This window comes from Mycobacterium sp. (assembly GCF_046095365.1).
Taxonomy (GTDB): domain Bacteria; phylum Actinomycetota; class Actinomycetes; order Mycobacteriales; family Mycobacteriaceae; genus Mycobacterium.
On record NZ_JBJTJF010000046.1, the window covers coordinates 1 to 12,105 of the forward strand.

A 12,105-nucleotide genomic window follows, 5' to 3' on the forward strand; every position below is an offset into this window, starting at 1 on the left:
CTCAGGGCGTCATGGTCGAGCACCCGCGCGCCCTCGGGGTAGGCCGGGTTGTAGAGCTGGAACCCGCGATCGAGGCGGTAACCGTCGACGACGTCGGTGCGCACCCGTCCGCCCACCGCGTCGGCGCTCTCCAGCACCGTCACGGCAATCCCCCCCCTGGTGAGATACCGGGCCGCCGCCAGGCCGCTCAGTCCGGCTCCCACGACGACCACTGTCACGACCGACACGGTATAAGACCGTGGCCGCCGGGCGCATCGTCCAGCCGCCGGAGCCTGCCGACCGGGTTGCCGTCCACCCCGACGCGCGACAGGGTCAATCCGAAAGCAAATTGCCCTCTCTGCCGTCCAGCGGAACCTCGCCGGCGATCTTGCCGATCACCCGCCCCGGCCAGGCATAGGGCTGGCTGTGGCGGGCGAAGAGCCGGCCGTCGGTCTCGGCCAGTAGTTCGGTCTCCTCGCCGAGCGGATCGATCACCGTGGCGACGAGATCGCCCTTGTGGACCCAATCGCCCAACCGGCGGCGATAGGCGACGAGTCCGGTGACCGGCGAGCGCAGTTGCGCCATCGCCGTCAGCGGAGTGGCTCGGCAGGACAAGCGCGGGCGACCCCCCGACCCATCGACAAAACCGCGTCCCTGCAACATGCGCAGCAGTGCCGTGGCCTGATCGGCGGCGCGTTCGGGATCGACGTCGTCGTTGCAGCCCAGTTCCAGCGTGGCGGCCAGACAGGCCGGCGGAATGGGCACGCCGGGATGGCTGGCGGCCAGCATCCACCACGGACTGGAGCAGGCCTCGTCGAAGGGGGAGCCGCCCGACACCTCTGCCAGCAGCACCGCTCGCGCGTCGATCGCTGCGGCGATGTCCTCGGCCGCCGGCCACAGCGCCGGGCCGACGTACATGTGCGGTTCGGCCTCGTTGTCGGCGTGCAGATCGAGCACCAGGTCGGCGTCATGGGCGAGCGTCAGCAGCCGGTGCCGCAGTTGCGCCAGCGCTCCCTCGGGCTGCATCGCCGCAAGCCGGGCGGACATCGCTGCCCGGATCGTTGCGACGTTGGCCGCCGCGTCCGGTCCCAGCGACAGGCCGCCGAGGTCGGACAGATCGGGATAGTTGCGGTTGAAGTTCTCCCCCGTGCCGCTTTCGAGCCGGCCGGAGACGAAGCTGGTCTCGGTCTGCGCCAGGCCGATCGGGTTCGCCTGCGGCACCAGCAGGATCTCACCGAGGAGCGCGCCGCGCGCTTCGGCTTCGGCCAGCTGCCAGGCGAGAAAGCGCAGGACCAGCATGCCGGGGAACTCGTCGGCATGCAGTCCGGCCTGCAAATAGGCCTTCCTACCCGTTCCGTGTTCACTTCCCCGGTCGCTGCGCTCCTGCCCGCCGTGTTCACCGAAGCGCAGCACGGTGAGACGATGCGGCGAGCCTGGCAGCTCGTATTCCTGGCGCAGCATGGCCTGATCCGCCTATCTCACTCGCCAGCCGGAAGCACGAACATGTCCGTCTCGTAATAGGCCGCGCAGGCGGCATGCAGGCGAGCTTTCAGCTTGCCGTCGGCCGCCAGCGACCCGGCGATGAGGTGATGCCCGGGGGGCATGTCGCGCAGTTCGATCCGCTGCGCGTCGAGGAACGCCCGCACGCCGGCCTCGCCCAGTTCCGGCAGCTCCATGGCGGCCTCGATGACGGCGATCGGCGAGGTTTGAGCGCGGCCGTCGGCGGCGATAGCGGGGGCATACGCGGCCGCCTTATCGGCATCGGAAAGCAGTGCGGTCAGGGTGGTCCCATCGAAATACATTGATTGTCCGTTCTTTTGAAGGGTCACCCGTGCCGGTCACGGATGCTTTCGATATCGAGATAGCCGGTTCCGTCCTCATGGGTGTCATAGACCAGGGCGATGTGCGCTTCGTGCGTGACACCGGGCGCGGTCACCGGGCCGGCGTCGCCGACGCAGTCCTCGATCAGTTCGGCCACCAGCGTGTCCAGCTCGGCGGCGGAGTCAGTGGCCGGCGCCAGGCGGGTCACGGTCCCGGCGGCCATGTCGATGACATCGCCCGGGCCGGCGAAACACAGCCTGGTGTCGGGCGCGATGAAGTCGTCGCCGGCAAGCTCGGTCTTGAGCGGATCGATCTCGACCAGGACGGCGCCGCGCGCGCCGATCGCGGTGAGCCGGGTGTTGTCGTGGTTGGCGATGACGCCGCTGTCTTCCAGCAGGCCGAGGCCGAAGCGCACGCCTTCCTCGGCGCAGGCGACGACCAGGCGGCCGAGGCGGCGCGAGGACGACAACTTCTGGTCGACGATGGCCGCGCCGAACAATCCCAGCCCTTCCTGGATCACCAGTCCGCGCCGTCCCATGTCCGAGGCGATGCCGAAACGCAGCGCCTCATACGATGTGCCGCCGCCGATCATGAAGCCGGACAGCGCCGAGGCCGCGCCGCTGACCCCGACGATCATCGCGCCGGCCGACCGCGCCCGCGCGATGGCGGTCAGCAGCGGTGTGACCCCGCCGCGGTAGAGCAGGGTTTCCACCAGCCTGATCTGGTTGCCTCCGGTCAGGACGATGGTGCGCAGGGCGGCGATCTGCTCGACCAGGGCTTCATCGCGCATCAGGCGGTCGACGTTGTCGATGGTGACGCCGAGGTCGGTGGCCTCGACACCGTGTCCGGCGAGCGCGTCGACATAGTCGCGCGCGGCCTCGCGAGGTTCGGCGGAAGCCGCGGCGAGCACGCCCACCGGCCCCTCGCAGCGCGATACCAGTTCAGCGAGCAGTGGGCTGCCGCGTTCGAGCGGAGCCGAGCCCAGCATCATCACGCGGGCCTGCGGTCCCGGCTTCACGCCGTAGTCCCGCGACAGCGCCGCCCGCCGGTTCTCGGCCAGTTGCGCGGCATTGAGTTGGCGCGTCTGCATGCTGGCCCGGAAATCGACCGCCGTCATCCGGAAATCACGTCCGCCGCCGAGGATGTAGGCGGCCGCACGGCCGCCCTCGCGGGAGACTTCGACGCTGGTGGCGCATCCCGCCCTGGGCTCTATCGCACGAGCCCGATCGGCCGGGTACACCTCAGGATCCCCCAGCACCAGGCGAGCCACGAGATCGTAGAGCGTGTACGCGCCGAAGACATTGCGCAGCGAACGCGCCGGGGCGTTGTAGGTGATGTCATCGCGGGTCACCGGCCGTTTGCCCGGACCGGGCAGCACCTCGCCCGTTTGCAGGTCGATCACGTCACCGTTGTCGGCGTAGCTGAAAACGACGTTGTCGATCAGCCGCTCTCGGCCGTCGACTCTCGCCTGCTGCAGATCGAACACGAAGACGCCGTATTCGCCGACCACCCGTGCCGTCTTGCCCTCGACGAACAGGGCGGTGTTCTCATCGATGCCGTAGCCGCGCTTGGCAGCGGAGGCGTGCATGCCGACGACCATCCGGCCAAACCGGCCGCGCTTGATGAAATGCTGGTCGACGATGCCCCACGGGAAGAAGCCGAGTCCGGGCGCCAGCAGCATTCCGGGCTGGTCGGCATCACCGACCACTCCGTAGGTCGCGGCTTCCAGCGACGTGCCGCCGGAAAACATGACCTCGGACATGACGGCGGCGCCGGCGCTCGACCCGGCGACCAACGAACCCCTGCGCTGCGCTCTGCGGATTGCCTTGAGCACCCGGCTTTCCCTGCCGTAGGGCGCCAGCGCCCCGGTGATCAGGGCCTGGTCGCCGCCGGTGAAATAGACGCTGCCGTAGTCCTCGACGAGTTCGGCGATCGCCTTGTTCTGCGCCGCCCCGATCGCCCCGGGGCCGTGAACCCCGGCCAGCACCGCGTCGAAGCCGTGAGCCCGGAACACCCCGACGGTTTCGGCGCCGACCTCCTCGGGCACCGACGACGCCGTCGCGAAGACGACGATCCTTCCGCCCGCCAGACGCCGCATCTCGTCGTAGATGGCGGCGTTGTCATCCTCGAGCCGGCCGCCGATGATCGCCAGTGTCGGGTGTCGCACCCGACGGAGCGCCGGGGCCGGGTGATGCTCCCGACGATGAGCCAAAGGGAATCTGCCACGTTTCCCTGTCATGTCTCCCTGTCATTCGCCGGCACGATCAGCACGCCGCGATCATCCGAGGCGAGAACGAAGCCGTCGGGAACGCCGAAGGTGGATGCTGCCAGACGCTTTGCCACGGGCTCCGGCCCGGGTGCGGTGAATTCCGGGGTGAAGTGCACGATCTGCTTCCAGCAGCGGGTGATCGCCTCACAGAAGAACAGCAGCAGATCGTCCGGTTTCGCCTGCGCGAGCGCCGCGTCGAGGGCCTTGTTCTCCTCCTCGATGATGGTGATCGCGTCCGGCTCGACACCCTCGGCGATCAGGGCGGCCCGCATCAGATTCGGAATCTCGTCGGGTCCGCGATCGCGCAGATTGTCGTCGCGGTGGCAGATGTAGGCGTCGAAATGGCCGGCGACCTTCGCCGCGATCGCCGCCACGTCCTCGTTGCGCCGGTCGCCCGGGCAGGTCACTCCGACGATCTTGCGCCCGCGCGGCTTGAGCCTGTCGACGACCTCGACCATGGCCCCCACCGCCGCCTCATTGTGCCCGTAGTCGAGGATCACCCGGAATCCGTGCTCATCGAAGACGTTCATCCTCCCCGGGCTTTGGAAGAAGCTGGTGTCGAAGGTGCGCAGCCCGGTGCGGATCTGGTCCAGTGTCTTGCCGAGCGCGTAGGCCATGCCGGCGGCGAACATGGCGTTCTCGACGTTGTGAAGCGCCTTGCCCTCCAGTGTCGCGGGGATGAGATGGGTCCACATCAGCGGCATCTGTACGCCGTTGTCGTAGATCACGATCTGGTCGCCGTTGAGCCCTAGCTCAAGCACGATCGCGGGTTTGCCGAGCCGGATGTGTTCACGCACGAGTGCATGCTCCGGGTTGCGCGTCACGTACATGATCTGCCCGGCGGGCGAGAAGGCCGCCATGCGCAGGGTCTGCTCGTCATCGGCGTTGAGCACCACCGTGCCGCGCGTGACTTCGGCGACGACGCGTTTAACCCGGGCGAGGTCGTCAAGAGTGTCCACGCCGCCGAGGCCCAGATGATCGGAAGCGACGTTCAGCACCGCACCCACATCGCAGAAGTTGTAGCCCAGGCCGGAGCGGACGATGCCGCCGCGCGCGGTCTCCAGCACCGCGATGTCGACCGAGGGATCGCGCAGCACCATGTTGGCCGACAGCGGCCCGGTCATGTCGCCCTTCACCGTCACGTTGCCGTCGATCACCACGGCGTCGGTCGAGGTCTGCCCCACCACATGACCCGCCATTTTCAGGATGTGCGCCAGCATGCGCGAGCATGTGGTCTTGCCGTTCGTTCCGGTCAGGGCGGCTATGGGCACCCGCGCCTGGGTTCCCGGCGGGAAGAGCATGTCCATGATCGCCCCGCCCACGTCGCGCGGCGTTCCCTCGGACGGTGCGATGTGCATACGCAAGCCGGGCCCCGCATTGATCTCGCAGATGCCGCCGCCGGTCTCGCGATAGCTCTTGGTGATGTCGGTGGTCAGGAAATCCACGGCGCCGACATCGAGCCCGATCGCCCCGATCGCCCGCTCGGCCATCAGCTTGTTGTCCGGATGGATCGTGTCGGTGACATCCACCGCCGTGCCGCCCGTCGAGATGTTCGCGGTCTTGCGCAGGTACACCTCCTCGCCGTCGGTGGGTACGGTCTCAGCGGTATAGCCCTTCTCCTCCAGCAAGCCCTTGGCCTGAGCATCGAGTTCGAGCCGGGTCAGCACGTTCTCATGACCGACGCCACGACGTGGATCCTGATTGACGATATCGACCAACTCGGAGATGGTGTGGCGCCCGTCGCCCTTGACGTGGCCCGGAACCCGGCGCGCGGCCGCGACGAGTTGCCCGTTGACCACCAGAAGCCGGTGGTCGTCGCCGCGCAGCATGGTCTCCACCACAACGGCCGATCCCTCGGCATCGGCGGCCTCGAAGGCGGCGGCGATGCCGTCCTCGCCAGTGATGTCGACGGTGACGCCCCGGCCATGGTTGCCATCGAGCGGTTTGACGACCACGGGATAGCCGATGCGTTCGGCCGCGCCCAACGCCTCGTCCACGCTGTAGACCAGCCGCTGCTTGGGCACCGGCAGACCGAGGTCGGCAAGCAGGCCGTTGGCGAGATTCTTGTCCGACGCGATCTCGACGGCGATGTGGGAGGTCTTCGAGGTCAGCGCCGCCTCGATCCGCTGCTGGTACTTGCCTTGGCCGACCTGGATCAGGCTGGCGTCGTTTAGCCGGTAGACCGGAATGTCGCGGGCTTGGGCCGCACGCACCAATTCCATGGCCGAGGGCCCCAGGGAACGACGGTCGGCATAGGCCAGGAATTCATCGACGTCCTCGTGGAGGTCTGCAGAGCCGCCCTCCGCGCGGGCGATGGCCGCGAGCATGTCACAGGCAACCTCGCCGGCCTCTATACCGATGTCCTCATGGCCGTAGCTGTAGAACACCTCGACGACGTCGGGATCATCCGTCGGCGCCGACCACGCCAGTGTGCCGTCGATGCCGGCGGCATGCTGAAGCGCCAACGCCAGCTTTGCGACCAGATCGCCGACGGACATCACCTCGCCCGCGCGCAACGCCTCGACCCAGTCGGCCTGCTCACGCGCCAGCCCCGGCAGGACCGCCGCCAATCGGTCGACCACGTCGGCCCCGAGGTCCTTGAGGGAATCGGCATAACTCGGTTTGACGTCCACCTTCAGCCGGATCACGGCCTCTCGCGCGTGAACGTTCGGACCGACATAAACCGAAAGGGAGTCGATGTTCATGGGGGCATCCTTCAATCGAGCGTCGAGCGTCTATTCGCGTGCAAGGGTTGGGACAGCGCCGTCGCCGCGGTCATTCAACGCGCTGTGGTGGCGGCCCCAGGCGAAGTAGAAGACCAGCACCACGAAGACCCACCCGGAGAACGCCAGCCAGGTGTACCAGTGCAGGCTGAACAGGATGTACCCGCAGGCCAGCACCGACAAGACCGGCGTCAACGGGTAGAGGGGCACCTTGAATCCACGCGGCAGACCGGGTTCACGCACCCGCAGGATGATCACGGCGAGGGACACGACGATGAACGCGACCAGGGTGCCGATGGACACCATGTCAGCCAGATAGCTCAGCGGGACGAAGCCGGCGAGAATGCTGATCACCACGGCGACGATGATGGTGTTGTTCACCGGCGTGCCGCTCACGGGGTTGACCTTGGCGAACAGCGTGGGCAGCAGGCCGTCCCGGCCCATGGCGAACAGGATTCGGGTCTGGCCGTACAGGACCACGAGCGTGACCGAGAAAATCGAGATCACTGCGCCGGCCGCCAGGACCGTGCCCCAGTAATTACCCGAGGTGACCCGGTCGAGAATCACGGCCAGGCCGGCTTCCTGGCCCTCGAAATCCTGCCAGGGCTGAGCGCCGAGCGCGGCCACGGTGACCACGACGTAGACCGTTGTCACGGTCACCAGCGCGGCCAGGATCGCACGGGGCATGGTCTTCTGGGGATCCTTGACTTCATCGCCCGCGGTGGACACCGCATCCAGGCCGATGTAGGAGAAGAAAATGGTGCCGGCCGCCGCGCCGATTCCGGCGGCGCCGAAGGGTGCGAACTCAGCGAAGCGATCGGCGTCGAACGCTGTCAACGCAATGGCGGCGAACATCGCCAGAACACTCAGCTTGATCAGCACCATGACGGTGTTGACCTTGGCGGACTCGCTGGCGCCTCGGATGAGGAGGACAGCGCACAACCCGACCAGGACGACGGCGGGAAGGTTGATGATTCCCGGGGAGGATTCGCCCCAGGGCGCAGCGGAAAGGGCCTCGGGCAGCCGGTGCCCGAAGAAGTTGTCGAGCAACTTGTTGACGTACTGGCTCCAGCCCACCGCCACCGCGGCGGCGGACACGCCGTATTCGAGCAGCAGGCAGGCCGCCACGACCATTGCGACCAACTCACCGAGAGTGGTGTAGGCGTAGGAGTACGTGGACCCGGAAACCGGCACGGCCGAGGCGAGTTCGGCATAGCAGACCGCGGCCAGCCCCGCAGCGACTCCGGCGATCACAAACGAGGCGACGACGCCGGGACCGGCTTCTGGAACCGCCTCCGACAGCACGAAGAAGATGCCCGTTCCCACGGTGGCGCCGACACCGAACAGCGTGAGCTGGAACGTGCCGATACTGCGTTTCAGATGATCGGAGGCACCGTGGGCCACGGGCGCGTCGATAACGGGCCGTCGGCGCAGCATCTGCTGGATCAGGCCGATTGTCGGGGCCGCCATTCGCTCCTCCTGGATCGGATTCAAGGATTATCGGTCCTAACCGCCCGGCTCGCCTGTCGAGCGATGGCGCTTCACGAAATAACCGGTCTTACGGTCATCGGGGCCTGCGATGGAACTTGGTCTCGATACCCGGTCGGTGGGTCCGTTCGGACGGTGCCTACGGTGACATTCAACGCTCACGCAGGAGAAACTCATGGATGCCGCCGATCCGTACCTGAGGCACCACGTCATCCGGGAGACCCGGCCCCCGGACCGCATGCACCAGCATGATCCACACCTTGCCGGCCTGGTCTTCGAATATGTGCGCACCCGGCTGAGCTTCACCGACACCCCACTGGACAACCCGGAGCCGCCCGAACCCATCATGGCGGCACTGGACGGCTTCATCGACGAGTACGGCCGCGATCCGCGCGAGGTGCTCGACGCCTACGTCGACCACATCGCCTCCAACGTGCTGTCCACCGACAGCCCGCGGTTCTTCGGGTTCATTCCCGCCGCCCCCACTAAGGCGGCACTGCTGTTCGACACCGTGGTGTCCATCGCGTCGCTGCAGGGCTGCTCGTGGCTGGAGGCCTCCGGGGCACTGGTGGCCGAGAACCAGGTGCTACGCTGGATCGCCGATCTGGCCGGCATGCCCGCCACCGCTGGCGGGACGTTCGTCTCCGGCGGATCGGCGGCCAACCTCTCGGCGCTGGCCGTCGCGCGCGAGATCGGACGCCAGCGTTTCGGGGTGCGGGAGGTGCGGATCGCCTGCAGCGACGAGGCGCACTCCTCGGTGGCCAACGCCTGCCGGATTCTCGACGTCGAACCGTTCGTGGTGGCCACCGAGGACCATCGCTTCACCGGCGGGGCGCTGCGGGCCGCACTCGACTCCTATGACGGCCCGCCGGTGGTCGCGGTGGTGGCCACCGCCGGGACGACGAACGCCGGGATCGTCGACGACCTCAAGGGCATCTCGGCGGTGTGCCGGGAGCGTGATCTGTGGATGCACGTCGACGGCGCCTACGGCGGGGCGGCACTGCTGTCGGACCAGAAGTGGCGCTTCGCCGGCATCGAGCACGCGGACTCGTTCATCACCGACCCGCACAAGTGGTGGTTCGCGCCGTTCGACTGTGCGGCGGTGCTCTACCGCGACCCCGACCAGGCGGCCTCGGTGCACACCCAGCACGCGTCCTATCTGGATCCGCTGCATCAGTCCGAGCATCCGGAGTTCTGGAATCCGACCGATCTGGCGCATCATCTGAGCCGCCGCGCGCGCGGGCTGCCGCTGTGGTTCTCACTGGCGGTGCACGGCACCGACGCCTACCGCAACGCCGTCCAGCACGCGCTCGACCTCACCCAGCAGGTCGCCGAACTGGTGGACGAAACCCCGCACGTCGAGCTGGTCCGCGAACCCGGGCTGTCCATCGTGCTGTGGCGCCGGCCGGGCTGGACCAAGGACGACTACCTGCGTCTGCAGAACAAACTGCTGGCCGAGCAGGTGGCCTTCGCCACCCCGACGGTGTGGGAGGGCGAGGTCCTCGGGCGCTTCGCGCTGCTGCACCCCTCAACGACGCTGGACATGGTGGAGGTGGTCCTTGACGCCGCGAGATAGCCTGCGGCGCGGAGGCTTAGGGTCCGGTCGGTAGCGTAGGGCATGTGGGACTTCTGACCTCGCCGAAGACGTATGCCGGCCTCGCGGTGTTCCAGGCGGTCGCCGCCGCGGCCTGCGCTGCCCAGGTGTCACCCATCAAGAGAGCCTCGACTCGGTCGGCTGCCCGGAAACTGCTCGACAGGTGCTGCCGGTCATCAAGGGCGCAGCAGCCGTCGGCCTGCTGTCGGGGAAGTGGTTTCCAGGACTGGCCCGTCTGACGACGGCGATGTTGACGCTCTACTTCTTCCTGGCCGTTGCGGCGCACGTGCGCGTGCGCGACAAGGTTGTCCATGCCCTTCCTGCCGCGGCGTTGCTGACCACGTTCGCTGCCATGACGGTCAGAGGCCCCGACTCGCGGCAGTAGTCTGAACCCCCTGGGCACTTGAGTCGCGGCCGCCGAGTGATCTGGCGTAGAACTACTGCCATGACTGATGCCTCTGCCAATCCGGCCAACATCGTCGGCGTTCCAGACGGCGCGACGCTGCAGGCCCTGATGGGCCAGATCAACGGAAACCCCGGCCCGCGGCAGGTTCCCGGGCGCGTCATCCCGGTGCCGACCTCGGTCAGCGCCGAACTGCAGACCGCGATCGCCATGCCCTACCGCAACAGCGAGTGGCTGCTCAACCCGCCCGATGCCCAGGGCTGGAGGGACGCGGTCGCCGATCTGGCCCGCCACTCGGCCCCAGCCGTCGAGCAGATCATCGACAAACTCGGCGTGGGGGTCGAGGCGACCAATCTCGGCGGCGTCCCGGTCTTCATCGTCACCCCGCCACGGGTTCCGGCCCGCAACACCAACCGGCTCTTGGTCAACACCCACGGCGGCGCCTATGTGTTCAACCCCGGGCGGGCCTCGCTGCTCGAACCGGCCGTCATCGCCGCCACCTGCGGTATCACAGTCATCGAGGTCGACTACCGGATGCCCCCCGACCACCCCTTCCCCGCCGCCTCCGACGACGCGCTCGCGGTGTGGAAAGCCGCCCTCGAGATGACGCCGGCGGCCAACATCGGCATGACCGGCGGCTCAGCCGGCGGCGGTCTCGCGCTCTCGACGGTGCTGCGTGCGACCCGCGAAGGCATCACCGCCCCGGCCGCTGTCGCCGTCCAGACCCCGTGGTGTGACCTGGCTCCGGTTGGCGACTCCCTGAAGGTCCACGAATGGGTCGACAACGTCCTAATCACCTACGACGCCATCGGAACCCGCGGCGCCGCACTCTACGCCGGCGACCACGACATCACCGACCCCCTGCTGTCCCCGCTGCGCGGCGACGTCAACGGATTCCCTCCGACCATGCTCGTCTCGGGCACCCGGGACCTGCTGCTCAGCCAAAGCGTGCTCATGCACCGCAAACTGCGCAAGGCCGGCGTCCACGCCGAGCTGCATCTCGTCGAGGGCGCCTCGCACTTCACCTACTTCATCGAACCCTTCGCCGTCGAGTCCCAGGACATCTTCACCGAGATGGCGCGGTTCCTCGACACTCACCTGGGCAGCTCAGGGTGAACGGGAGTGTCAAGGATCAGCCGGAGTAGCTGTCAAGCATCAGCCGAAGACGAAACGGGAGGTATCAACCGAAGTAATACGTCTCCGACGTGGTGCCGAAGCGGGCCGGGCGGGGATAACGTGCGAACGGCTATCCCGCAGCCTTGTGCAGCCGTGAAGTCCCAGCTCGAGAGTCGAGCGAGAGGGAATTCCCGCGAGGGTCCGCCACATCCGGCTACGCGACGTCTTCACCGCTGCCGGCGGCAACCACGACGACCAGGACACGTACGACCAGACCATGCGTGATCAGGCCGCGCACCGCGGTCCTGATCAACCCGACCGGATCCGAGACAACAGGTGACGGGCACCTGCGGCAAGCCTCCGATGAACGTCCCGTCGATCCGACAGGCTTCGGTCCAACAACTACTTGAGAGATACTTCCCAGATGCCGAGGGTTGGACGTGCGACACCAGCGTCGCCATCGCCGCTCTGGATCCTGCGGGATTTCCTCAGCGCCAACCTGTTCTTCAATCTCTGCCAGGTGATGCTGTTGCTCGGCATCTCGTGGACGATGACGTCGCTGACCGACAGTCCGGTGCTCATCAGCCTGGTGCAGACGATGCTGAGCCTGCCGTTCCTGCTCTTCGCCATCCCGGCCGGTGTCGCGACCGATCGGTTCGGGCACCGCGTCGTGCTGCTCGCTTCACAGTTTTGGTTGCTCGCCGTGCTGACC

At 67.5% G+C, this 12,105-nt stretch carries 9 protein-coding genes and 1 pseudogene; 4 read left to right on the top strand and 6 right to left on the bottom strand.

Annotation, left to right across the window (positions count from 1 at the left end):
* The 6 genes from ACKOQ4_RS03180 to ACKOQ4_RS03205 form a co-directional block, all read right to left on the bottom strand.
* A partial coding sequence (locus ACKOQ4_RS03180; protein WP_526288739.1) for an FAD-dependent oxidoreductase occupies positions 1-218 on the bottom strand: 218 nt, incomplete at its 3' end.
* A 94-nt stretch (positions 219-312) separates the two neighbouring features.
* A complete protein-coding gene (locus ACKOQ4_RS03185) occupies positions 313-1,440 on the bottom strand; it encodes a succinylglutamate desuccinylase/aspartoacylase family protein (RefSeq protein ID WP_526288741.1) in 1,128 nt (375 codons plus the stop codon).
* A 17-nt stretch (positions 1,441-1,457) separates the two neighbouring features.
* A complete protein-coding gene (locus ACKOQ4_RS03190) occupies positions 1,458-1,781 on the bottom strand; it encodes a hypothetical protein (protein WP_526288743.1) in 324 nt (107 codons plus the stop codon).
* A 23-nt stretch (positions 1,782-1,804) separates the two neighbouring features.
* A complete protein-coding gene (locus tag ACKOQ4_RS03195) occupies positions 1,805-3,967 on the bottom strand; it encodes a cyanophycinase (RefSeq protein ID WP_526288745.1) in 2,163 nt (720 codons plus the stop codon).
* Between the two features lie 68 nt (positions 3,968-4,035).
* On the bottom strand, positions 4,036-6,774 hold the full coding sequence (cphA, locus tag ACKOQ4_RS03200; RefSeq protein ID WP_526288748.1) for a cyanophycin synthetase: 2,739 nt from the start codon (positions 6,772-6,774) through the stop codon (positions 4,036-4,038).
* Positions 6,775-6,804: 30 nt separating this feature from the next.
* A complete protein-coding gene (locus ACKOQ4_RS03205; protein WP_526288750.1) occupies positions 6,805-8,262 on the bottom strand; it encodes an amino acid permease in 1,458 nt (485 codons plus the stop codon).
* A 193-nt stretch (positions 8,263-8,455) separates the two neighbouring features.
* Here ACKOQ4_RS03205 and ACKOQ4_RS03210 point away from each other — a divergent pair, with 193 nt between their 5' ends.
* The 4 genes and pseudogenes from ACKOQ4_RS03210 to ACKOQ4_RS03225 all read left to right on the top strand — a co-directional run.
* Positions 8,456-9,856 (top strand): pyridoxal phosphate-dependent decarboxylase family protein, encoded by a 1,401-nt coding sequence (locus ACKOQ4_RS03210; RefSeq protein WP_526288752.1) that lies wholly within the window; start codon positions 8,456-8,458, stop codon positions 9,854-9,856.
* A gap of 44 nt (positions 9,857-9,900) precedes the next feature.
* Positions 9,901-10,259, top strand: a pseudogene (locus tag ACKOQ4_RS03215) (DoxX family protein).
* 60 nt (positions 10,260-10,319) lie between these two features.
* A complete protein-coding gene (locus ACKOQ4_RS03220; RefSeq protein WP_526288754.1) occupies positions 10,320-11,393 on the top strand; it encodes an alpha/beta hydrolase in 1,074 nt (357 codons plus the stop codon).
* Positions 11,394-11,817: 424 nt separating this feature from the next.
* Positions 11,818-12,105 (top strand): MFS transporter (locus ACKOQ4_RS03225; protein WP_526288756.1); only part of this gene is annotated, 288 nt, incomplete at its 3' end.